Origin of the sequence: Mucilaginibacter terrigena (genome assembly GCF_004168255.1) — a bacterium.
GTDB classification, from domain to species: Bacteria; Bacteroidota; Bacteroidia; order Sphingobacteriales; family Sphingobacteriaceae; genus Mucilaginibacter; species Mucilaginibacter terrigena.
This window is the reverse complement of sequence record NZ_SEWG01000002.1, coordinates 694,494-719,955: the sequence shown is the minus strand read 5'-3', so window position 1 is coordinate 719,955 and position 25,462 is coordinate 694,494. Positions and strand designations below refer to the sequence as shown.

Genomic DNA, 25,462 nt, shown 5'->3' with positions numbered 1-25,462 from the left:
GGTTTATTTATTTAACAGAATGCAGTACCGGTTGAAATTTATAAGTAATATTTGTAACTTGCTGGAATTCAAGTATTACTACCTGTCTTTTGTTTTTTGATGACAAACATTTAACCGTTGTGTAATATACGGGGGTTTAAACGGCCCATTTTGCTTTTTAAACAACCCGAAACTGTGGTGAATTTGTTCGTAAAAAATTGTAACGAGATTTCGACCGGATTTTTTTCCGTAACTCTGAATTAAATTTAAATAAAAACGGGGGAAAGCCCGGCTATTTTATACCCTGATTAAAATAAACGATTAAACCCATTATATGGAGATAACTTTACTTAAGCTTTACTTTCCCAAGACTTCGATACCAACGTTTAAACACCAATGTTAGGTGATTTAACACGCTGATTTGCCCTTACCCCATTCTAAAAAGCGATTATTGTTACCCCCTTGTAATTACTATTGACTAACTATTATATCATTCCCCAATGAGTTCATCTTTACCCATTAGCAAAAGCTTGTTATTATTAAAAAACATATGCTTTGCAACCCTGCTTAGTTTAGGTTTTAATACCGTAAACGCGCAGCCAACATTAAGCTATGGTACAGCGCAAACTTTTGCAACAAACACTGCCATTACCCCGGTAACGCCTACCGCATCTAACATATCAGCGCCAGGTTACAATTCAGCCCAGGTTTTTGCAACGCCGGCTTTCAACCCCTCATACTTCAGGATGGATTCTCAAGGCAATATTTACTTTTTAGACGCTGATCATACAGACATAAAAAAAGTTGATGTTTCCGGAAATATTTCTGTTTATAGTTCGGGTTACATGTTTCCTGCTAACATTGCCATGGATGCCAATGATAATTTGTACGTAATAGACCCCGACGCAAACAAAATAGTAAAAACCTATGCCAGCGACGGCCATACCGAAGATATTGTTATCGGTGTTAACGGCTTAATAGCAGCCAATAAAGCAGGCGACCTTTATTATACTTTTTACGACGGCACCAACACCAAACTGAATAAGAAGTACGCATCAGACGGCCATACCGAAACCCTGAGCAATACTTTTGGTAACCCGATAAGCATGGTTACAGATGCCAATGATAACTTGTATGTACTGGATAATAATAACGGCAGCATAACCAAAATTAAACCCAATAATACTTCAAATGTTGAGATATCTGTACCAACACAATCTATAGTAATGGTGGCTGTTGATGGCGCAGGTGATATTTACTGGACCAATCAGACTAATATCATTCACAAAAAAAATGTCAGCAATAACACTTACCTGGATATCCCCCTGCCAACTAACGCTATATATGGTTTAGCGGTACGCAAGGATGGTAAGGTTTTTTATGGTGATTATGGCGGCAAAAAAATTTACCAGGTTGTGCCATCAGGCGGTTATTACCTGGATAAAATATTGCCCGCTGGGCTTGTTTTTGATAGCGCTACGGGTACCATCAGCGGTACGCCTACAGCATCATCGCCAGCTAAAGATTACACAATAACTGCTTATGGCGCCGGCAGCGCTGCAACATCAACCATTAACATTACTGTATTATCAGGTAATACAGATCTAAGCGCGCTAACCGTTACCGGGGCCACTGTTAGCCCGGCATTTGATGCGGGTACCATATCTTATTCAGGTACGGTGGGCGCAACTGTAGCATCTATAGATGTTACACCAACTGTAGTAGTCGCGGGTTCAATAATTACTTATAACGGCAGCCCGGTTACTTCCGGGTCGGCGGTAACAATTCCGCTTAACGGGGGCATCAATAGCCTTCCATTTATTGTAACTGCCCCGGGTGGCGCTACAAAAACATATACCATCACTATTACCAAAAGAATAGCGCCAACAGTTAGCTATGCACCTAAAACTTTTGCCATTAACACTGCTGCTACGCCATTAACACCTACAGCGGCAAATGTTGCGACATTTGGGTATGGCGGCGCGGTTAATTTTGGAGGCACCTTTTTGCAGATCGGAAACATTAAAAGAGACAATCTGGGTAACACCTATATGCTTGATCTTGGCAATTATAAAATATTCAAATATAACACATATGGCACTACCGGGGTTGAAGTAGGAACTGATGGCGCGTACCCAAGCGCTATAACTCTTGACGATGCGGGCAACTTATATTTGGCTGATGCCGGCTATGGAGTTATTAAAAAGATAGCGGCGGGCACGAATACGGTTACTACTATAGCGACCGGCATCAGCTATATATATAACATGACGATGGCAAAAGACGGCACTATCTACATGGCCGACGGCGGAAGCGGCAGCATCAAAAAATTATCACCAGGCGCCGGTACGGCCGTTGAAATTGGCATTGCTTTTAGTAACGCAACAGATGTGGCTGTTGATGATGACGGTAACCTTTTTGTTGCTGACCAAAACAATATGGCCATCAAAAAAATATGGTACTCGACGGATAGCCATGTGGAAACTATTTATACCGGCAGCCAGGTAATTTCTTTGGTTTTTGACAAAGCGGGTAACCTTTTTGCCGGAGACGCACAATATTCGCGATTGCTTGAAATTCCTGCGGATGGCAGTGGAGTGAAAATCCTTGCTGCGGGTAGTGCCTATCAATATCCGGGTGGTTTATTTTTAGATGAAAAAGGCTCTATCTATATGGCAACCTATGCTGCCAATGCTAAAATAATTACTCCTACAGGCGGCTATTTTATCGATAGTAAATTACCTAAAGGTTTAAGCTTTAACCAAAATACGGGTGCTATTGGTGGTACACCTACAGTGCTATCGACTGCTACCTCATATAGCGTTACTGCTTATAATGATGTCGAAAGTATTACAAGCACCGCTGTCATCGGCGTAGCATCAAACAATGCCGATTTGAGCACACTTGCTGTAACAGGGGCCACCATAAGCCCTGTGTTTAATGCAGGTACAATAGCTTATACCGCGACGGTGCCTTCAAGTTTAGCATCGTTAAATATTACTCCAACAGTGGCTGATGCAAGCGCAGCAATAACCTATAACGGCGCTCCCGTTACTTCAGGTTCGGCGGTAACAGTTCCGCTTGCTATTGGCATTAATAATATTGAATTTGTAGTAACAGCAGCAGCCGGCGCTACAAAAACTTACACCATTACTGTTACTAAAGTAGTGCCACCAACCGTAAGCTATGGTACCGCGCAAACTTTTATAGTAAACACCGCTAATACACCGGTTACGCCAACGGCAACTGATGTTAATACATTTGGGTATAGCACTAATTATACATCATTGGGTAACGGTGAAATAAGCCAGGCTTATAAAATAAAACTCGATCCGCAGGGAAATGTCTATTTGTTAGATAACTCATATCCAAGCAAGTTATTTAAATATCCTGCTGATGGCAGCCCGGCAGTTGAAATTGCAACAGACAATATTTCTACAAAAGCCATGGCATTTGACGATGCCGGTAACTTGTATTTAGCCGATGCAAGCACTCATGTTGTCAAAAAGATGGCTGTAGGCACAGGCGAAGTTACTGTACTTTCAAGTTCAGGCGTAAACTATCCATTTGGTATGGCAATAGCTAAAAACGGAACAATATATGTAGCTGATTTTGGAGACAGCAATATAAAACAGATCCCGGCCGGCGGCGGTACCCCGGTGGTAGTAGGTACCGGCTTTAACCAGCCAACAGATGTAGCTGTTGATGCTGCAGGTAACGTTTACGTGGCCGACCAGGGTAACGGTAAGCTGAAAAAGATCTGGATAACAACCGACGGGCATACCGAAGATGTAACTGATATACGCCAGCCGGTAGCGGTTACTGTTGATAATGCTGATAACGTATTTGTGTCCGACCTGTCAAACTTTCGCATTTATGAATTGCCTGCCAATGGCAGCGGCCCGCAAATTATAGCTTCAGGCCTGGATCTTCAGAATATTTATGGACTTGACGTAAATGATAAAGGTGTAATATATTCAGCGCAAATAAGTAACAACCATGCTAATGTGATTACTCCATCGGGTGGTTATTTCATCAACAGCAAGCTACCTGCAGGGTTAACCTTCAATCAAAATACCGGTATTATAAGCGGCACGCCAACAGTTTTATCGCCAGCTAAAAATTACATTGTAACCGCCTATGGTACAGGTGGCGTTATATCATCAACCATTAGTGTTGCGGTTGTATCAAACAATGCCGATCTAAGCGCATTGGCTGTATCCGGGGCGGGCTTAAGCCCTGCGTTTAATGCGAATACAATAACCTATACATCATCAGTATCTTCAACGGTAACATCCGTAACTATAACCCCAACAGCAGCTGCAACCGATGCAACAATAACTTATAATGGTAACCCGGTTACATCAGATTCAGTAATAACAGTTCCGCTTGTTAATGGTACCAATACTATTGCTTTCATAGTTACAGCAGGATCGGGTGATACAAAAACTTACACCTTAACTATTAATAAATTAATACCGCCAACTTTAAGCTACGAGGCTTCAAAAAGTTTAGTAATTAACGCAGCTGTAACAATAACGCCTACAGCTGCCAATGTGGGTGCGCTTAGTTACAATAACCCGCTTACCAACTTTGGATCAAACCTGGGCGGCCAGGCCGTGAGGGCTGTGTTTGATAGCCACGGCAATGCTTATATCTTAAGTAACTTTAGAGGCAACGTAGAAGTTGTTCCGGCCGATGGCAGCCCCGCTTACACTATAGGCGGCCCATTCAATTTCCCGCTGGCATTGGCCATTGATAAAGATAACAATTTATATATATCTGACTATGCCGGCTCTACCTCCCCCATTTACAAAATAGCAGCCGGTACTACAACGTCAACGCTTCTTACATCGGCATATCAATACATATTAGGTATAACACCGGATAACCAGGGCAACCTTTATTTGGCAGATGTATATGGCCACAGTGTATCTAAATACAATATTGGCACCAATACAGGGGTTAGCATAAGTAATGCCTTTACCTATCCATGTACGGTGGTATTACGCGACGATAAACTGTTTGTACAGGACCTGCAAACTACGCAGATCTTCCGTATGGGCCTTGATGGAAGCAATATGACACAGATAATTGCTTACAGCGGTTCATCTTCATTTGATATAGATGCTACTGGTTTTATTTATTCCGGAAATTCCAATTTAATACGATGGAACCTTGATGGCAGTGGTGCATTAACTATCCCAACCGGCATAAACGATATATATACAACAAGTGCCGATACAAAAGGTAAAGTTTACATAGGTAAGATTGGCGGCAACGAAATGAAGGTACTTCAGCCATCGGGTGGTTACTTTATTGATAAATTATTGCCTGCAGGTTTAAGCTTTAATGCAAATACCGGTACAATTAGTGGTACGCCAACAAAATTAAACCCCGCTACTCAATACAGGATCACCGCTTATAACGGGCAGGACAGCACAAGTGCGCGTATTACGCTTGGTGTAGAGGCAAACAAAAATCTGAGCAACCTGGTTACCGATGCCGGGGTATTGACGCCGATATTTAACGCTGATAGTATAAGTTATAAAATAAGCGCTGATAATAGCTTAACAACAACAAATATAACCGCTACATTAAGTGAACTTAGCAACAGTTTAACTATAAATGGCACTACAGCAGCTTCAGGTACACCTGTTAGCGTAGCATTAAATGTAGGTGATAACATTATCCCTGTTGTAATAACATCACCGCTGGATAATTCGACCAAAAGTTACACGGTGAATATTCACCGGATCTCTAACGATTATAAGCTATCTGATCTTACAACCAGCGAGGGCTCGCTGACACCATCTTTTGATGCTGATGTATTTAATTACACCGTTGATTTACCAATGGGCACAACTTCGGCAAAATTAAGGCCATCGGCATACCCGCTTGCAACAATTAACGTTGCAGGTGTACCTGTTACAAGCGGTGCGGAATCGCAGATATTAACACTTATCCCAGGTGATAATAGTGTTGAGGTAAGTGTACTTGCCGAGGATGGCACATCAACCGGCACCTATACAGTTAACCTGCGCGTCCCGGTACCATCATCACTACTGTTAAGCAAAATTCTGGTAAACGGCACCTTGCGCCCAGGCTTTACACCCGAGCAAACAACTTACCATGTTGATGTACCTAACTCTTTCGAGAACGTATTTATTTCGACGGCAAGCGATGATGCATTGTCGGCAATTAAAATTAACGGTACCGATCCGGGGCCGACAGGCGAAGCGCTTATACCTATAAACCTGGGTGACAACATTATCCCGATAGTAGTAACATCAAATAACGGTGACACCAAAACTTACACAATTACCGTTACCAGGCTTATACCAGAGCCTACAAGTTCGCCTATAGCTGCGCAGCTTTATAAAACCGGCGTAACCATAACCCCGTTAAGTACAGGATTTGGTAACGTAGATGCACCTGGTTATTTGCCTTTGGCCGATACACTAACCAAAGCCATACCAACCCCAACAGGTATTGCCATTAACCAGGCAGGCGATTTGTTTATAGCCGATGTTACGGCCGGTGCTGTTTACAAAATAGATGCAGGTGGCGGTGCTCCGGTTGCTATACTTACGGGGCTAAATACACCACTTGGCGTTGCAACCGATGCCGATGGCAATGTGTATGCTGCAGCCTTGGGTAACAGCACAATAAAAAAGGTAACCCCTGGAGGCGTTATCACCAATTTGGGTAGCGGTTTATTATTCCCGACGGGTTTAACGGTAGATGCAGCAGGTAATATTTATGTTGATGAAACCGCAAACCACGCGGTTAAAAAGATAACCCCGGCCGGTATTACAACAACATTAACAACTGATCTGAGTTTCCCTTATGGCATAACTGTAGATGCCAATTATTTTTATGTTGCTGATAACTCCGCCGGAACCATTGAACGGTTTAATTTGAGCGGTGGTGCAAAAACCACCTTTATCAGCGGCCTTACCAACCCTACGGATGTAAAAATAGATGCCACAGGTAACATTTACGTAAACCAGGGCGGAACCAACATTGTTACCAAATATGATAAAACAGGTAATAACCCGGTTGATATATCTACAGACTATTCAGGCTTATTTGGTATTGCCCTTGGTAAAAACGGTGAAATTTACACCACAGATAACGGAAGGCAAACAATAGAAAAACTTACCCCATCAGGTGGGTATTACCTAAGCGACGTTTTACCTGATGGTTTAGTATTTGATACCGCGACAGGTATCATCAGTGGTACGCCAACAACCGTTACCGCGGCTAAGGATTACACAATAACTGCGTATAACCGTGGCGGTAGTGCAACATCGATAGTAAATATTGGCGTTACAACGCCAATTGCCACCCTGGTAAACCTTACCCTTAGCATAGGCACACTGAACCCTGTTTTTGATGGTGCCGTTACAACCTATACAGCTACAGTACCAAACGAAACTACCGACATCACCCCTATTGCAACAGATGCAGGCGCAATAATATCCGTAAACGGGACACCGGTAATATCCGGAACGCCACTGACGCTAACATTAGCTGAGGGCGCCAACCCTTTTACAGTGCTTGTAACAAACGGCACTGCAACAAAAACATATGATCTTGTTTTAACCCGTACAATCTCAAGCATAGCAAACGTAAGCTTTACTTTAAACCCCGTTGCTGTACTTACGCCTGTACCCGGCACAGCCGACCGTAACTTTGCTACTTCGGTATCAGCATCAACAGGATTTGTTACCATTACGCCAAAAGCCGTTGGGCCGGGTGCCATTATTACCATAAATGGTGTACCGGTAGCTAATCGCACATCATCGGGGCCAATAGCCCTTGATTTTGGCGCCACAGTTATTAATGCCCTGGTTACCGCTCAGGATGGTACTACTACTAAAACGTACAAGATCACTGTTACCCGTAATGGTTCTACCAATGCGGTAGCCAGTTTCAGACTCGACCCTAACGTAACACTTGTATCTACAACCGGGGACGCATCAACTAACTACAGCACCTCGGTAAACCCCGGCGTGAATACTGTATCAGTAACACCAACAACACTCGACGGTGCAACCGTAACTATTGATGGCACAGCGGTAGCCAGCGGCTCGGCTTCGGCGCCTATAAGGTTAAGTGCCGGCGTTACCCTTATCAACGCGGTGGTTACTTCACAAAACGGTACGGTTATTAAAACTTATAGTATAGCTGTTAAGCGGCTTGGTTCAAATAACGCTTCGGCAAGCTTTAAGCTTAACCCGGTATCAACACTTACCGCCGCAACCGGTACAGCCGATAAAAACTTTACCGCTTCGGTTGCATCGGGCACTACCACAGTTACCCTAACCCCCGAAGCAATTGACGCGGGTGCTACCATAACTATAAATGGTGTAGCAGTGGCAAGCGGCGTAGCTTCTGCCCCTATAGCGTTGGACGCCGGAGCAACAACTATAAGCGCAGTTGTAACCGCACAAGATGGTGTTACTGTTAAAACCTATAACATCACAGTTACCCGTAATGGCTCTAACAATGCAGTAGTAAGTTTAAAACTAACGCCAACCGCTATACTAACGGCAACAACAGGTGCTGCAACGGTCAACTACAGCACATCGGTAGCAGCAGCTACAAGTAGTATAACGCTTACCGCTACCGCTCAGGATGCAAACGCTACCATCACCATAAACGGGATAGCTGTGGCCAGTGGCGTTGCTTCGGCCCCTATTACGCTTAGTATGGGCGCCACTACCATTACTACTACAGTTGTGGCGCAGGACGGTGTAACAACCCGCACCTATGCTATTGTTGTTAACCGCTCCGGTTCCAGCAATGCATCGGCCAGTTTTAAACTTAGTAATAATGTATCCCTGCAAGATGCCGCCGGTACTGCCGATAAAAATTATTCAACAAGCGTAGAGGCGTCAATTGCCAGTATCCGTGTAACGCCAAAAGCAATAGATGCAGGTGCTACAATAACCATAAATGGTATGGCAGTAGTTAGTGGTACAGCATCTGACCAGATAACCCTTGCCACAGGCGAAAATGTTATTAATGCAATAGTAACCGCCCAGGATGGCACCACTGTTAAAACATATAACCTGTATATCACAAGGCAGCCAAATTCGTTTATGATTGATAAGGCAAACGCCGGTTTGTTGTTTGCCAATAAAGCAAACAACAATTTATTGCCGACAGGCGATGATGGCGTGGTGGTACACCAGGGGGTATCGCCAAACGGTGATGGCTCAAACGATTTCCTATCGGTAGAAGGATTAAGCGCCTATCCAAACAACAGGGTCTCTATCATGAACGCCAACGGCGTGCTTGTATTCGAAGCCAGGGATTACGGTAAGGATGGCTCAAACCTATTTGACGGGCACTCTAACAAAACCGGCGTGTTATTAAAACCGGGCACCTATTACTACCAGATAGAGTATAAAGCGGGTAAAGAAAACAAACGTAAAACAGGATATCTGATACTTAAATATTAACAGCAAAAATCATTAACAACAAAGCCTTTTAGGATATCTGGAAGGCTTTGTTGTATGTATATAAAACATTGTAAATACTATTTTAAAACGGGCGCAATAATAAAATAAGCTAACCATAATAAAACAAAAAACCCTTAAATCAATGATTTAAGGGTTTTGATCGATTGGTATCGCTTTCGTCGGGATGGCAGGATTCGAACCTGCGGCCTCCACATCCCAAATGTGGCGCGATACCGGGCTACGCTACATCCCGATTGGGATTGCAAAGGTAGCTTTTTTGTATAGCTGTGCAAACTTTTTTTAAAAGAATTTAAGGGTAGATATTTAACCAATTCATTTGCACAAACTTAAGGGCAAAAATATTTTCTGATACAGGCAAAATGCCTTTGTACACACAAAAAATACTACATATGTAGTATTGATGATGAGTAAAATTGATTGCAATTTTAATGCAGGCAATATTACCGGTACAAGGTATACTGCAAAAATACTTATAGCCCGAAAACTGGCGGGCCGTAAGGTTATATTATCAAAAGGTTATACTATTAAAAATAGGGGGAATATAACCGTTTGATAAAAAGCCCTGCATCAGCAAGTGATACAGGGCTTTGTTCTTTAATATCATTATTATATAATGCCTACTTGTATTTATCCTTCAAAAACTTAACAGACGAAACAACCATTTGGCGTAAAACCCCTTCGTCAATATCCGCCAGTTTTTTAACATGAATACAACTACCCGACATTTTATGCTTACCCAGGTTTTGTAAAAGTGGTTCTTTAGCATTGGCATCTTGCGCCAGATACAGCGAAAAGTCTTTTGACCGTGGTGAAAATGCCGCCAGTGGTGCATCGCCCTCGCGCCCGCTTTCGTATTTATAATGATAGCTGCCAAAGCCTACTATAGCGTTTCCCCACATTTTTGCTTCAAAACCCGATTCTTGCTGCATAATATCAGCCAGGCTATGGCCATCCTTTCGCTTAGTTTCATCTTCAATGCGGTTTAAAAAATCGGCAACGCTGTCTGTGTTTTCGGTGGTTTTATTTTTTGCCATACTGTTTATAATATTACTACAAGTTAAGTATATCCATTAAAATTATGCAGACATTATTTCATTAAAACAATTAGTACATTTTTTCATTTCATATAGCACATTTATTTCTTAAACATTTAATAATTTGAAAAATAAGAAACGTATTGCCATTTTGGGTGGTGGGCCAAGTGGTTTGTTTATGTTTAAACGGTTGGTTAATGCTAACCGGCACGACATCGCGATTGCTATTTTCGAAAAAAAGAAACAACTGGGGGCTGGTATGCCTTACAGCGCCGATGGTGCAAACGATGAGCATATCACCAACGTATCAGGCAACGAGATACCTGATCTTGTAACTTCGATAAACGACTGGATAAAAACCGTTCCTAAAGACACACTTGATAAATTCCATATCGATCCACTTAAATTTAACGAATACAAAGTGCTGCCCCGGTTGCTGTTCGGCCAGTACCTTACTGCCCAGTTCGGCTTGTTGCAGCAGCAGGCCAAAAACAACGGGATAGATTTTGAAGTGCATTATGATAGTATTGTAACTGATATAAACGACTACCCTGAACAAGGTATAGTAACTGTTGAAATAAATAATAACAGTAAATTTGAATACGACCAGGTTATTATTTGTACCGGGCATAATTGGCCGATAAAAAATGAAGGGGTTGTACCCAGGTTTTACGATTCGCCCTACCCTCCCGTCAAACTCGCTTTAAAGGTAAACCATCCCGTAGCTATAAAAGGCTCATCACTTACGGCTATTGATGCCATACGTACGCTGTCGCGCCACAACGGGGCTTATGACAAAGATGATAAAGGCAAACTTACTTACCGTATAGCGGCAGACAGTAGTAGATTTAAAATGGTGATGCATTCGCGTAATGGTTTGCTGCCGGCTATAAGGTTCCATCTGGAAGATTCGCATTTAGCAACAGGTGCATCACTTACGCCCGAAGACATACAACAAAACAGGGCCGGCAACGACGGTTTCCTATCGCTCGATTTGGTTTTTGAAAAGGATTTTAAAATTGCCTTTCGCGACAAACGCCCGGAGTTTTACGAGCGAATAAAGGATATGAGCATGGAAGACTTTGTGGAGGATATGATGGCGCTTCGCGAAAGTATAGACCCGTTTGAGTTATTTGAAATTGAATATGCTGAAGCCGAAAAGTCAATTGAACGGCGCGAATCTGTATATTGGAAAGAGATGCTGGGCGTACTTAGTTTTGCTATGAACTATCCTGCCAAATATTTTTCGGCAGAGGATATGATGAGGCTGCAGAAAGTATTGATGCCACTAATATCAGTGGTTATAGCTTATGTGCCGCAAAGCTCGGTTGAAGAAATGCTTGCTTTACACAAGGCAGGTGTACTGGAAATTATCACAGTTGGCGAAGACAGCTATGTTGAGCCTTTAAAACAGGGTGGCGCGATATACCATTATACCAGCTATGACAACAAAAAGCATGCTTATGAGTATAAAACATTTGTAGATTGTGTAGGCCAGCCGCATCTTAGTTACGATGAATTTCCGTACAAAGGGTTGCAAAATAAACGTACGGTCACCCCTGCGCGGCTGCGGTTTAAAAATGCGAATGAGGGCATTAAGGCAATAGATGAAGGCAACAAAGCCGTGGAAACTGATGGTAAAGGCAATTACTATCTTAAAGTTTCGGGTATAACCATTAACGATAACTTTCAGGCGGTTGACGATTATGGGGCATTGAACGAACGTATTTATATTATGGCTGTACCTTATATTGGCGGATATAACCCTGACTACTCCGGGCTTGATTTTTGCGAGGAAGCATCGGGCAATATTATTGCCAGTATTGTTGATAACCTTTAATGCATGGATAATATATTTTCAGATACTAAACTTAAACTTTACATGATACTTTTAGGGTCAAAGGCACCCGGAAGGCACGTAGAGCAGCACGATTTCTTTTTTGGTATAGCCGCATCTTTAAAAGACCTTGTACCTAACATTAAAGCTTTTTGGCGCAATACAGGCTCCAGTTTGCATATTGATGGCTGGCGCGAAGTAAATACTGTTGACGGGTACCGTATAAATGTGGTTTTAAAAGAAAAGGGCAATTTGATAACCGATAACCGTTTGTTTTTTATAAACCTGGGTGGTTACCTGGCCAACAAATTGGAAGAACAGCATTACACCGTACTCACGGTTCAAAAAGACCGTGCCCTTGCCATTCAGGAATCAAAAAAGGCTATATTCTTTCGTACCAACACTATCCCGGCAGTTAAAGGTGCAAATGCACATATTGATGATAAATATGGCATTGATGTGGATGATATTTACCGTATTGAAGAAATGTTGTCGCCTGCTTTTAAGAACAAATACCACATCGAAATAACCCCCTCCCCGGATTTACCCGAGGACAAGGTGCATTTGGGCTATTTTAAATTAGATAAGCTTACCTAAGTGTTAATCCCAGTTAAAATCAACCTCCCGGTTGTTTAGCTTCCATTTAGTAGGGAATTGGTTGGTTAGCCAATCCAGAGGCTCGCCGTTGGGCTGCACCCTGGCGGCATTTGCAAAAGCTTGTTTTACAGCAGCTTTTTTATCGTTATCTAAAATATCCAGTTCTGCCGATATAAATAATGGCGAGCCGCTTTCTGCAAGCAGCTGCAGCCATTGCTTGTTCTTGTCCCAGGCTACGTCTTTGGTTAGCCCTACGCAATCGCCATCGGCGGCATAAAAAGTATTGTTTTGCGGCAAACGGAAGCCCAAAGTGTTAACTCCCATTTTTTTGGTGCGCGCCCACTCCCTGCCGCTGGTATCATCGCCAATACGGTTAAGTTCGAACACTCCTGCCGATAAGTGGCTTAAAGTATTACAGCCAATAAGGTACATATCCCCTGCCGATTCGCGGATAGCACCGTAGAGGTTGTTTATGATCTCGGCATTGGTTTTGGTTTGGTCGTGAAACTTCCAGCCGGGGGCGGTAAAAGTATCTTTCATTTGCATACCCCATTTGCCAAAAATATCCCAGCTGCTGTAATCGTGCTTTACCATGTGGTAGCCCCATTGCTTATACAAAGCTATATTGCGTTTAACACGGGCAATATTCTCGGGGATGGTTGGGTCAAGTATCAGTTCGTCATCCTGGCCGCGGCCAGGTATTTTTGGCGAAAGCAAGGTTTTACTATCATCTTTGCGGGCAATTAAAGGGCGTGTCCATAAACCAGGGCGCATGCCATGGCTTTTTATTTCTTCGGCCATTTTGTGCATATCCTTAAACTTATCGTTCACTATCGAAAAATCGTCGGGCTGCTGCCAGCCATCGTCGATTACCGAAAACGGGCGGTTAGTTGTATCGCTAACAAGTTCGGCCATTGCCTTGGTCTGGTCTTTTATAGTTTGGAACGAGTTTTTGCCATAAACTACATACCAATCGTTAATGCCATAAACAGGCATTTTTGGCAACCGTGGTTTAGCGCACATAACTTTACAAAAATTTGTTGATGCGTTGTAAGGGCTTTCATTTATTTTGCTGATACCTGTTACTATATCAGCCGCATGCAGGATGCGCTGCCCCAACTTTACGCCTACCCCACCAGATTGGGTATCCATAGTTAACTCTATATTATCAGGTTTGATACCCCAGTAGCAAATGGTATTGGCACCTGTTTTTACACCAAAACAGGCGGTTTGCTTATCATCGTATAATAATGCATACCAAGGGTTTTTAGTGTTGGCTTCGGGCGCCTTCCAGGCCATATCGCCATAGCTGCGTTCCCAGTGATCGCCAAACACTTTCGAATATTTTGCAGTGTTGTACTTCCATTTAAACCTTATGGCCTGTAGTTCGCTATCAGGTGCGTGCACGTACACCGCGCGGGCATCAGTGCTGGTTTTAATCTCAATTTTTATATCCTGATGGGTAAATACCGAACCGCCTTTGCCGTTAAGCTTTACCCATTGGTCGGCAACCTGTGCCCAGGCTTCGTCTGGTTGATTAATAAGCGACCCGCCGTTAACAGTAGCATAAGTTAGCCTGCTATACATAACCGAGGCAAAGCCCGTGGCCGATAATTTTATAAAATTGCGTCGTAACATAGGATGTGTGTAAGGATGGCTAAATTAACAATTACAAACTTTTATGCAATATAACCGCCCTATTTATTGACGGGACTCTTATCAGCTCTTACGAAGTAACCAAAAAACGTTACCTGGTTATTAATTTTAAAGCTTCGTTGATGTAAAACAAGCCTTTTTCAGAGTAACTTAATGTAAGTGCAAACGCATGGCCGTCCGCATCCATTTTCAACAATGATCTTTTGAGGATGTTGATCACTTTATCGGGTTCATGTTTTGGATAAAAATCCTCGTACTGAAACTCCAGAAAAACCAGGCAAAGGGCATTTTCTATAACCTGCACTTCAGCATCCGTTTTTATTCGCTGTTTTAATATGATCTGTTTTACCCTTTCTACCTGTACATCGGTGTAACCTACCCGCCGCAAAATATCCGATGCTACACCAGCATGGTGTATAGCAAGGTTTTTGCGCCATTGCAGGTAAGCCTCCCTTCCTTCAGGATAACTTTCGCGCGGGATTTCCCATCGGCCTATGTGCTGGCTGCGGGATGCCAGTAGCAATTCTTCGCTTGCAGCGGGGTCAAGCTTTAACACCCATTGGTAAAGTTTAATAGCTAAAAAATATTCCTGCGGGCAGGCAATACCATTCCAGGTAAATATGTTGGGGTCGGTTTTATTGTATTTATCAAACAGAGCAAATGCGGTTTCCAGTTTATTCATCGCACTAAACTACTTATTAAGGTTCTGAAACAGGGTATCAATTTATTTAAATTAATGCCATAAAATAATTATACATTAAGGTAATACCTGTGCCAGTGTTTGTTTACTGCCGGCTACAATTACAGGAATTTTTTCGCCTTGATAAACTATATATCCATCATCCGGATTGCCACCAACACTTTCAATTATTTCCTTTTTATCTTTTTCGGTTTTGCAAATAATGGCCATAACGTTAGATGCTAATGGTATCTGATGCCAAAACATCTGTTCGTTATTTGCTATTACACTTGTACCCTTTACCATGTCATTAAAGCTGCGGTTCCTGGAGCTCTCGGCTTGTTGTTCCCATAGATCAAACGAATCCAAACCTGGCTCAGCCATCATCTTACCTGTTACACCCGGCGCTTTACCCATTAAATCTGTTGAGCTGTGCCTCCATGCAGGGACAGATGTAAGTATCCGTGGCCGCAAAACGATCTGTGCTTTGCTATCCCCGCTTCCAACACCCTGACCAAACGCAGGCCAGCGCGCGTGTTTTATACCCACAGCCCTTGTATAAACAGCCAACCCGCCTCCGCCATTTTTATCTGCATCGCGGCTGTAGTTTCCAGTCGGCCCCTCACGGCCATAAGCACTTGACAGATATCCTTTTTCAAATGCACCCGATATAAATTTGGTTCCTATGCCATGAACCAGCGCCAGCGTATTTTTAACATCAATAGCGGGTGGTACACCAGAGCCGGCCTTAAACCCGGGTGCTACACCCTGGTTAAAAGAACCATCTTCGTTTTGTGTAGCCGGTAAACGTGCGCGGCTTTCATCACGAGGTGAAAAGTTGATAACCGGTTTAGGAGCTGCACCACGTGATAAAACTGCTTTTTTCCTGACCAGCGATACCTCAACACGTTGCGTATCGGGTACTTCGGGAGTAATGCGGTCGGTTTTTACCAGCGGTTCACTAACCGGCAATGAAGACTTTTTAGGCGGTAATTTCCCGCTAAAACCTTGTAAAAGTGATAATATATTTGCCGGGCCCGGCCCGCTTGCCGCTGCAAATCTTTTAAAAGCCCTGGCTATGTGGTTTTCTGGTTCCATTAATGATTGTATCCCATTAAACTCAATCTGTGCAGCTAATTCTTCGGGTTTTGAATCTTTAGGTGCCCCGCCCCTTGTGTTACCGCCGGTCCCTAAAATCAATTTTATTACCTCGTTGATATGGGCATCGTCTTCATCGGCGCCCATTGCCTTTGTGTTTACCAATACGTTTCTTTTCGATGCATATTTTTGCCTCATGCCCGTGTATGTGCGTACGTATTCGTAAGAATCTGCCCCCGCTATCAGCGCTGCGCCCTGCTCATGCTCATCAAGTTCATCCCACGATTTTTTAGTTAGCGAAATTTTCCCTTTAAGTTTAAGGCATTCGGCTGCCCATTTGTAAACAGCTGGTATAGGTTTACCGTGGAGTTTACCTTTAGTATCCCTTTTAAGCTGATCATCAAACATCGCTCCCTGCTTATTTTCAGCAAGTTTGTCATCTTCAACATTATTAGCCGCATCGTGCCATAATGCCGCCATCGATAATGCCTTTAGATGCTGTTCGTCAACCGGGAATTTAAACTCATGCTTTTGAGAGATAATATTTACAAGCCTTAATACGCTTGCCGCCACTCTTATACCATGCCCAAGCCCGTGATCTCTGCGTGCACGATATTTTTCTGTAGTTACTTTTTTCTGCCCGTTAAAGCCGGTATGGTATCGGGTACGGGCCTTATTGTACATTTCATTTTGAAAAGGGTCTGCTTCTACATGCTCGGGCAATTCTTCATCATCTGTTTTTTCGCCTGGTCTTATGTGTTCAGCACCATCTTGTAAAGGCCCGAGCCGTTCAAAATGGCTCCCACTTGAGTATATCTTGATAAGCGGCCTTTCGTCACTTACATTAAAAGGATTTGTTTCCTGCACCCCACCCATAAGATCGTTCTCAAACAACTGCACACTCTTAACATGCTGTATGGCAAGTGCCTGTAACTGTTCGGCATTAAGCCAATGATGCTGGCTCTTAAGTAAGGCTATATATGCATGTTTCACAGCATCGTTTTGAAGTGCCCGTTCAACAAACATATTGCTGTTTATTTTCCCTTTAACGTATGGTTTAAGTAGCCAATATATCGACTCTGCTTTATACTTCATATTTTCGGGTAGTACAGCCTCAATGTTTTCCGGGCTAATTTCCGGCACGGCCACGGTGTCTTCTTCACTAAGGATGCCACCCTCTTTTAAAACACGCATAATATCGGCACCCGAAATATCATCAATTACGTTATCAAAAGCTGTATGCTGTACTATTTTAGTAACCGACTCCTCGTAACGCCCGGCGTTTACGTGGTGGATAGCTTTTAACAGGTTCTCTTTAAGTTGCTTTTCAGATACTGTCTTACCTTCAGCAACCTCCTCTTCTTTTGGGCCATCTTCCGCTTCAGCTAACGAAGGCTTACCTTCCGTATGATCTGTAAGAAGCTTGTTAGCAAACTTCCGGATAGTATTTTCCCGCGCCGCATTCATTTTATCCATGGCATCCGGGTGAAGCCCGCCACCCTGATAATTATCTGCAAGTGCTTCCCTGTTTTGCTGCGCGGTATCACACACTAAAGTTCCATCTTTATCCTCGCCCAAAAGCGCATGTATCGAGCAATTACCATCACCAAGTGTATCCTGAGGCTCGAGCCCTTTTTGGGCCAGCTGCTCTTTCTGCGACGAAGGCCCGGTAAGTTCGTCATCGCCATAAAATATTAACCCTCCAAGTATATTCGCTGTAATTGATTGCTTTTGATTTTCGTCAATAGAATAATTACTGATTATACCGTTAATTAATGCCTGTATTTCCGGGCGGGCGCCCTCATTGAACGGCCCGATAGATTCGATATGATCGTACAACTCATGTATAAAATTAATTAATCCGGCATCGATAGTTCCCGGTTTTTCCTGATGTATATTTTCATCAGCCTTATCAGATACAACCGATTTTTCTCCGTCATCAATTACCGGCTCTAATCCTTTTACAGGTTCATCTTTAGGCAGTTCCTTTACCGGTGGTGTTTTTTTTACGAGAGTAGTATTTGTGACAGGTTTTCTTAAAGTTTGAGGCGGAACCCTTGTAGCCGAAGATCTAACTGTGCTTTGCTGCAATGCTTTTTGTGGCCCTGTTTTTGGCCGGTTATCGGTCAATGGTTTTGGCCCGGCTGTTTTTACCGTAGTGGTACCGCCCGGCTGCGCTTGCCGCCGTACAAATGTAGCGGCCCCAGGCCGCCTGTTTGCCAGCAAAACGCCACGGCCGGTAGTAAGCGGCTGCCGCCCGGGTGCTTTGCCTGATTTATCCTCAGCTTTATCAGTTGGTTTCCTATCCATGTTTTTTGCTATCCCTGCCTATTTATTTGGTAGGTATTATTACTATTATTCGCGATAAAAGCTATTTACCCTTTCATAAACGTATACATACGACTGGTTTTTTGCTGTTTCAAAAGAATCTTCATCATGCATGGTCCTTTTACCGCCTATGTCATCATGTTTATGCCATTTGTCGTCCATGTTTTTAACATGCGACAGGTAGTGGCCGCCGCCATATACCCCGGAATGTTCTACAAAATGCACAAGCCTGTATCTTATTACCTGGTTTTTTAAGTCTCCGGCTAAACATGCAGCAGGAATAGTTAATAAAGTTGGTGCAACTATTGGTTTTGTGATTTTTTGACCTAAACCGTCCCCATTAAAACCAAATCGTTTTAAAACAATGGTTAATACCGTTGGTAAATTTGTAAACCTTACTTGTTTTGGAACCGTTATATTCCCTCCGCCATGTTTATAATCTGTTATTTGTTCAACAGACGAAAAGTTTGTAAGTGCATCCTGCATTGTGTGTATATCCCGCCCAATTGGCAATTGAAGCGTAGACTCCCGGATATTTGTTTTGCTCCCCCCAAATCCGGCTTCATGGTTACGGCCAAGTTTGCTTTGCATATGAATTTTTAAATCGTTGCCAGGTTGCAGGTAGGATAGTATCTTAATTAAAACCTCGGCTGCATCCTGCTGAACGCCCCATGATGCCGGCCTCGATTTTTTTGAAAATATCAGTAACGGTTTAACCTTATCGCGCCTAAGGCTTTTACTTGTTTCGATAGACTTACCTGCTTTAACTATTTTCTCTTTTTCAAGCATTTCAGCAGATATCTCGCTTGCTTTGGCGTCAAGCTCTTTAGGTTTTGGTGTTAAAGTTTTTGCAGCAGGTGCATGTGCATCAATTATATCCCCAATTAACCCTAAAAATGTCATGATATCTGACATTACTTTTTTAGTAACCACACCCCGGGGGTTGCGTAACTCAAGCACTGCTTCCCCTATCCTGCTTGCCATTTGAATGGCTCTGCCCTTCTTGCGGTCGGCTTGCCTTATCAGTAAATTTCCTACCGGCCCATCTTCAAGCGGGATTTGACGCCCGGGCCTAAACAGGTTTGTAAAGCGCGCATTACTTGCAAACAAATGTATTATTGCCGAAAGGTAACAAGTGTTTTGTTCGTGCATTATCCTACCCGTGTCAAACTCATCATTATCATGTTCGGATGCATTATCTTCTTCCTCTTCATCAAAATCACTACTTCTATCTTCTGAAGATGATCCCTCTTCCTCGTCAGACGAATGATCGGAAGATGATGAATCCGACGAATCTCCGGGGTCTCCGCCATCGGGTATGCGCCTTTTGCCCTTTAAGACGTTGGGCATACCTGTTGGCAAAAATGTATAGGCATCCACTTTTGACACTGTTTGTTTTTCTCCTGTAGTAGATAAATATTGCCCGTCTTTAGTAAGTATATAAACTATGCCATTGACCAGTACCTTGTTTAAACCCTTTAAACTTTCCGGAGGTACAAAACAAGCGATCTTCGGGTCCCAGTCCTTTACATAAAACATTCTGGTTGAGGATACACTTTCAGCAAGCGTGCGCATTTTTTCATTTTTGGAATCGCTTTTCGTCCCGGTTTTTATGCCTGTAATAACCCTAACCGCCCAACCGGCGTCACGCAGCCCCAGTATAATGCGCGATATATTTACATAATTGTATTTTTTCTCTTTATCAACTTCATAAATAGCCGGAAAATCGAGCAAGAAATTAACATATCCTTCATATTGTTGTTTAGCCTCCCGCCAATCGGTTTTATCTGTCAGTTTTGCTACAATTTTCCAAAAGCGGATAAGTTCAACTGTCAATTCGCGCGCGCAGCCAATGCAGGTAGACCGGTTTAAAACCAACTGCAATGTATTAAAGGATAGTTTACTTAACTTATCAGGCTTGTTCTCGCTGGCGTTAATTTCTGCTGTAAGTTTATCAATTAAATTTATCCAAGTTTGTGTACCAATCAGCGCTTGTTCAGCATGCGTATGGGAATCAACCCCTTTTGAAATATTCCCCGGCGCATGCTTTTTAAATAATTCGGCAGCAGCCGATGAACTGCCATCAACCAGGCCTTTTTTTATGCTTATTTTATCCTTACTGATTTTATTCGCTTCCTCAATATCTTCATCAGTTGGCCTAAGGCTGCTTCCAAAAACTATTGCCTCTACGTGTGGCCTTATCTGGTCGGCCAAAAATCCTCTTAATTCCTGTATCTTTTCATCACGCAGGTTAGCGTCCTTTTTATTTCTTATCTTTTTATTTAATTCATCCAACTCAAGAAATAGCTTGTTCCGTTTATCTAACAGGGGTTTAATTTTTGCTTCAACCTGCCGCATCCTTTTTCTGTGCCCAAGTGTGTTAGTGGTGCCGTTAATATTGCGTGGTACAAGCTGCCCATTTTTAAACAATGCCAAATAAGTATCGGCATGCGGCAGGCCTGTAACCAAGTCCCTGAATTCTCTGTCTGCCTCATCTATACCATACACATGCGACCGGTTGGCAACAGCCGACATTGAGAGCCTGTATTTTCGAAGGCGTTCGTCCGGGTCGTACTCTTCATCGCTCGACTCCGAATCAGCTTCGTTATCAAAAGTAGATGGTGGTTTTTTTGTGCTTTTGTCATCGTCGCCGCTCTTTTTTCTTTTGGTACGGCCTTTTGGGGCTTTAGAGGATAGCAATTCTTCGTATGCAGCCAAATCGTTTTTTGCCTTGATAACATCCTCCCGTATTTTTTTTGAAACTTTACGGTCTACTTTTGTGGTTATCAAAGCTGGTAAGGCATGCTCGATGTCATCTATTTCTTTTAAAGGCAAAGGGGTATCTTCCGAACTTTCTGCAAGCCTTTTTTGCACACTTTCTATAGTCCAGGTTTTTGGGGTGTATGGCACTTCCTTGTCCATCTCATCGTCAGCACCCGACTCGTGCAATTGCTCTCCGTTATCTTCATCTTTATCAGATAATTCTTCTTCGTCATCAGATAAATAATCATCTTCTGTTAATTGTGCATTACTTCCCTCTTCATCACTATCCAAATCTTCTTCGTCGTCACTTTCGCTGTGTAACACGCTATCCCGATCATCAGGTTTGGGCGTGCGGCTAACCTGTTCGTAAAGGCCCATCAGGTTAAATTGCGGGTCGTCAAACGGTCGTATCAGTTCGTTACCATCCTCATCCTTCAATCTATAATTTAGTTTCCCTAAAAATTGCTCCGTACCTACTATCCGGTATACAACGTTGCCCGGGCCTTTAACCCTGCGGCCCGAATGAAGCATACCGCCCGGGCCAATAACATACTGGATGATATTTGAAGATGCTTTTGAATATAAAGGCTTATTGCGCGGCGAATCACCTGCGGGTACATTAACGGTTTGCTGAAGCGCTTTCGCGCCCATTATATCGGCTTCTTTCTCTAACCCGCTATCATCATTAACATTTGCCATACCCTTCATTTGCAGGGTTGGCTTTACCCTCCCCTGTTTTTGCTGTGCCACGTGCCATGCCTCGTGGGGTAAATGCTTCTCCTGCCCCGGCCCCAGGTGAATAGACGTACCCTGGGCATAGGCAAGTGCTTTAAACTGCGCAGGTTTGCCTGAGTTATAATGCACCTTTACATCATCCATTGATATGCCCGAAAGCCCCTCGATACCTGTTTTTAACTGCAATGGCAACCCTAACTTGTTGCTATTGTTTACATTAGCTGATGCCGGTATTGAGTTATGATCAACGCCACCCCCTTGTTTTTTTTGCAAAACTGATTGAGGGCGATGGTCCTGCAAATAAAAATGATCGTTATTTCCCGGGCGGTTTTCTACCCTGTGCGCCAGATCTGCCCTGTCGTTTTTATTATTTTGTTGTTGCGGTGAGATTTTCCGTTCCATAACAATCTGGATTCAAATAAACTGCAGGGCCAATTAATACACTTTACATACCATTATAACAGGGCCAACACCACCACTGTATTCTATGGCCGATGAAAAATCCCCGTTCAATATCTGCTTTTGAAGTTTCCGGTAATAGTACTTATTAAAAGGCGATCGCAGCCTGCCGCCGGTGAACAAACTGGTTACCAGGGCATCTTCTATAACTATACAATTTAGTTCTGCGGAGTGCATGTCAACAATTTTATAACCTTTGTTCATAATATCGCCGGTTGTTTTATCAGATCTCATCATTCTTTTTAAAGCATCTGTAATCAATTTTTGCACAGCACCCAGTTCTCTTTTTTCGCATGCAGGTACCAGGTATATCTCTGTTACATTTATAAGATAGCCGTAAATAACGAGTTGCCCTTTACTCACCAGTTCGTTAAGCGTACGGGCAATCAGTATCTTATGTTCCCTGATATTACACCCATAGCCAGGATAGTTGAACGTGAATTTTAAAGTAACATCGGCAGTGTGGAGCGGCGCCCCTGCAGGCTGTTTTTGTTTGTGTGTTGAAGACTCCCGTTTTGCCATGAGTTTGCTATGATCATAAAATATTTACCCCAAATGTTTTATTATCCTTCTTATATTCCCGCCTTATACCGGCCAATAGTTCGGCCTGCGTTACAATATTATCGTTCCGCGAAATAGCCGACATAGCGCAATACCTTAATACATTGATAATAGCACCGCCAGATAGTTCAAATGTTTCTGCTATATGGTATACATCAATATCGGGATGTAACCGGCATTTTCCCGAGAAGGCGTTTTTCCATAACGTGAAGCGTTCATCCGTATCCGGCATTGCAAAATGTATCATTCCCTGAAACCTCCTGGTAAAGGCATCGTCCATATTGGCTTTAAGGTTGGTAGCCAGTATAACTACACCCGGATAATCTTCTATCCTTTGAAGCAGGTAGGATGTTTGCTGGTTGGCGTGCCTGTCATTTGACGAACTGGCGGCTGTACGTTTGCCAAAAAGGGCATCGGCCTCATCAAAAAACAATATCCAATCTTTATCCATCGCTATATCAAATATCCGCGACAAGTTTTTTTCAGTTTCGCCTATGTACTTATCAACCACAAGGGAAACATCTACCCGGTAAACATCACGGCCGGTTTGCTTGCCAATAAGCGTGGCAGTAAGCGTTTTACCCGTACCTGGCGGCCCGTAAAACAGCACGCGGTAACCGGGTTTTATTTTACGGATGAGCCCCCAGTCCTGCAATAGTATTTCGCCATGAGTTATCCAGGTGGTTATTTCGTTAACATGTGACAGGGTTACATGATCCAGTACAACATCTTCCCAATCCATCAGCGTAGATATTTTTTGAGCAGGGAACGCCGGGTCATGCGTGGGTACCATTTTTTCACCGGTAATAAAATACCGTACCCACTGTTTGTTCATAATAAGCTGCCCATCCAATGCGGGCAATCCAGCTTCCGGTTCGCCAAGGCTTATAACCTTTTCTTTGATAAGCACGCTTTCATCTGCAAGCACCCTGCTCAATTCAATGGTTTTAGACAAATCGTTAGCTGTTAGCAAAAAACTAAGCGTTTGCCCTGATGGGATGAAACCCGGGTGGTTTTTCTCCAGATATCCGCCAAACTCTGTAAAAGGCCTGTCGGTTAACTGGTTGCGGCCAAAAAAAACATCCAGCACCTCCGGGCGTATATGGGGGGCCATGGCAAGCGCCAGGGCAATTCTTTCGTATACGCTGAGGTTCCAATTTTTAACAGTATCTGCATATGGCGATACGGAATCTGTTAGATCCGGTACAGGGAGTTCTGTCCAGTTCTTTTCATAGCCATCGTGCAGCAGGTAGAACCCCACTGCTTGTTGTATAACTTCCTGCAGCCAGTTAAGCTCTGCCTGTATATCATTTAATAACCCTTCAGTTTGCATATTTTGGAAATAATGCCTCCACATCGTCAAGGTTCATATCGGCCCATTTAAAATAGAGCAGCGCGGTATTAGCGTTTAGTTCATTGGCGCGCAATGTGTCCAGCAAACTACATTCGGGATTACCGCTTATTGGATGTATATAAGGGGAAACGGAAGAAAACTGATCGTAAAAACCCAGTGCCCATTCCTGCTGCTTGCGACGCTGCATAATCAACTCGTTAATAAAAACACCTATCTTCTCGTCCTGCACAACAAGCTTTTTCGCACGGATAAACGCGGGCCTTCTGTGCTTTTCCAAATGATAGTATTCTACATTTTTCGATTGTATGGTCCTTACATCTGGGTGATCAAAAATATCCACAAGGCCAAAATTCTCTGTGGCGGTAGCTATTTCAAGCTCTGCATCAGGGCTTCCTCCAACAGCCAGGCTCCAATGCGAAGCGCTTGCGCTTTCTGTTACCACATACACTTCCCTAAACGAATAATAAACCTGTGTAAGCTTGATAATCAGCTGGTCCTGAAGATCGTTCCAGTTGCCAATCCTAACCAGATTGCGGTCGGCAGATGAGAAAACAAAGCTTCCATAGTCTGCAAAGGCAAGTACTTGTTTACTAAATTCAAATTCACCAATACCTGCCCCGTGCCCGCTGCTCCTGCCAGAATAAGGCCTGCTTATGCCATCTTCAAATTTCCATTCGGCACCGTTCAGATGCTCATCGTAGATAAGATTGATATCCTCGGGTTTAATAATTTGGCTGAAAAAAACATTACCTAAAACAACCATCTCTCCGTTCCTGATCTGAAAAAAATCTCCGGGGTAAAGCGGATGGCTCAAAGGTTTGGCTGGTATATATCCGCCGGTTTTTAAATAAAAGTTCCTATAAAACTTATGGAAAAGGTTACTCATAC

General features: G+C 43.2%; 11 protein-coding genes and 1 tRNA gene. 3 read left to right on the top strand and 9 right to left on the bottom strand.

Translation table 11 applies throughout. The features are described 5' to 3' along the window. Positions 1-479 precede the first annotated feature (479 nt). Positions 480-9,452, top strand: a complete 8,973-nt coding sequence (locus tag EWM62_RS06925; protein ID WP_129875921.1) for a cadherin-like beta sandwich domain-containing protein — start codon at positions 480-482, stop codon at positions 9,450-9,452. Positions 9,453-9,631: 179 nt separating this feature from the next. Here EWM62_RS06925 and EWM62_RS06920 read toward each other — a convergent pair. Both EWM62_RS06920 and EWM62_RS06915 read right to left on the bottom strand, forming a co-directional pair. Beyond that, positions 9,632-9,705: transfer RNA gene (locus tag EWM62_RS06920), tRNA-Pro, on the bottom strand. 385 nt (positions 9,706-10,090) lie between these two features. Continuing rightward, the gene (locus EWM62_RS06915) at positions 10,091-10,507 is read right to left on the bottom strand and encodes a DUF1801 domain-containing protein (protein WP_129875920.1); all 417 of its coding nucleotides are present in this window, start codon (positions 10,505-10,507) and stop codon (positions 10,091-10,093) included. Positions 10,508-10,631: 124 nt separating this feature from the next. Here EWM62_RS06915 and EWM62_RS06910 point away from each other — a divergent pair, with 124 nt between their 5' ends. Both EWM62_RS06910 and EWM62_RS06905 read left to right on the top strand, forming a co-directional pair. Further along, complete coding sequence (locus EWM62_RS06910) at positions 10,632-12,347, top strand: FAD/NAD(P)-binding protein (RefSeq protein ID WP_129875919.1); 1,716 nt, start codon at positions 10,632-10,634, stop codon at positions 12,345-12,347. A gap of 3 nt (positions 12,348-12,350) precedes the next feature. Then, a complete protein-coding gene (locus tag EWM62_RS06905; RefSeq protein ID WP_129875918.1) occupies positions 12,351-12,941 on the top strand; it encodes a DUF1543 domain-containing protein in 591 nt (196 codons plus the stop codon). Positions 12,942-12,944: 3 nt separating this feature from the next. On the opposite strand, the gene EWM62_RS06900 is transcribed toward EWM62_RS06905, so the two are convergent. The 7 genes from EWM62_RS06900 to EWM62_RS06870 form a co-directional block, all read right to left on the bottom strand. Then, entirely contained in the window at positions 12,945-14,579 is a 1,635-nt protein-coding gene (locus EWM62_RS06900; protein ID WP_129875917.1) for an alpha-amylase family protein, read from the bottom strand. 109 nt (positions 14,580-14,688) lie between these two features. Continuing rightward, positions 14,689-15,279, bottom strand: coding sequence for a DUF4202 domain-containing protein (locus EWM62_RS06895; protein WP_129875916.1), 591 nt, complete (start codon positions 15,277-15,279; stop codon positions 14,689-14,691). Positions 15,280-15,354: 75 nt separating this feature from the next. After that, positions 15,355-18,684 (bottom strand): hypothetical protein, encoded by a 3,330-nt coding sequence (locus tag EWM62_RS06890; protein ID WP_129875915.1) that lies wholly within the window; start codon positions 18,682-18,684, stop codon positions 15,355-15,357. A 45-nt stretch (positions 18,685-18,729) separates the two neighbouring features. Next, positions 18,730-22,602, bottom strand: coding sequence for an eCIS core domain-containing protein (locus EWM62_RS19270; RefSeq protein ID WP_162499796.1), 3,873 nt, complete (start codon positions 22,600-22,602; stop codon positions 18,730-18,732). A 33-nt stretch (positions 22,603-22,635) separates the two neighbouring features. Continuing rightward, positions 22,636-23,181, bottom strand: coding sequence for a hypothetical protein (locus EWM62_RS06880; RefSeq protein WP_129875914.1), 546 nt, complete (start codon positions 23,179-23,181; stop codon positions 22,636-22,638). Between the two features lie 13 nt (positions 23,182-23,194). Next, complete coding sequence (locus EWM62_RS06875) at positions 23,195-24,553, bottom strand: ATP-binding protein (RefSeq protein WP_129875913.1); 1,359 nt, start codon at positions 24,551-24,553, stop codon at positions 23,195-23,197. Continuing rightward, a complete protein-coding gene (locus EWM62_RS06870) occupies positions 24,543-25,460 on the bottom strand; it encodes a hypothetical protein (RefSeq protein WP_129875912.1) in 918 nt (305 codons plus the stop codon). Before EWM62_RS06870 ends, EWM62_RS06875 begins: the two co-directional genes overlap by 11 nt. Positions 25,461-25,462 lie beyond the last annotated feature (2 nt).

Coding starts and splice junctions, on each gene's coding strand:
- EWM62_RS06880 (WP_129875914.1), bottom strand. CDS start 23,181: ATGGCAAAACGGGAGTCTTCAACACACAAACAAAAACAGCCTGCAGGG.
- EWM62_RS06875 (WP_129875913.1), bottom strand. CDS start 24,553: ATGCAAACTGAAGGGTTATTAAATGATATACAGGCAGAGCTTAACTGG.
- EWM62_RS06900 (WP_129875917.1), bottom strand. CDS start 14,579: ATGTTACGACGCAATTTTATAAAATTATCGGCCACGGGCTTTGCCTCG.
- EWM62_RS06915 (WP_129875920.1), bottom strand. CDS start 10,507: ATGGCAAAAAATAAAACCACCGAAAACACAGACAGCGTTGCCGATTTT.
- EWM62_RS06870 (WP_129875912.1), bottom strand. CDS start 25,460: ATGAGTAACCTTTTCCATAAGTTTTATAGGAACTTTTATTTAAAAACC.
- EWM62_RS19270 (WP_162499796.1), bottom strand. CDS start 22,602: ATGGAACGGAAAATCTCACCGCAACAACAAAATAATAAAAACGACAGG.
- EWM62_RS06895 (WP_129875916.1), bottom strand. CDS start 15,279: ATGAATAAACTGGAAACCGCATTTGCTCTGTTTGATAAATACAATAAA.
- EWM62_RS06925 (WP_129875921.1), top strand. CDS start 480: ATGAGTTCATCTTTACCCATTAGCAAAAGCTTGTTATTATTAAAAAAC.
- EWM62_RS06905 (WP_129875918.1), top strand. CDS start 12,351: ATGGATAATATATTTTCAGATACTAAACTTAAACTTTACATGATACTT.
- EWM62_RS06890 (WP_129875915.1), bottom strand. CDS start 18,684: ATGGATAGGAAACCAACTGATAAAGCTGAGGATAAATCAGGCAAAGCA.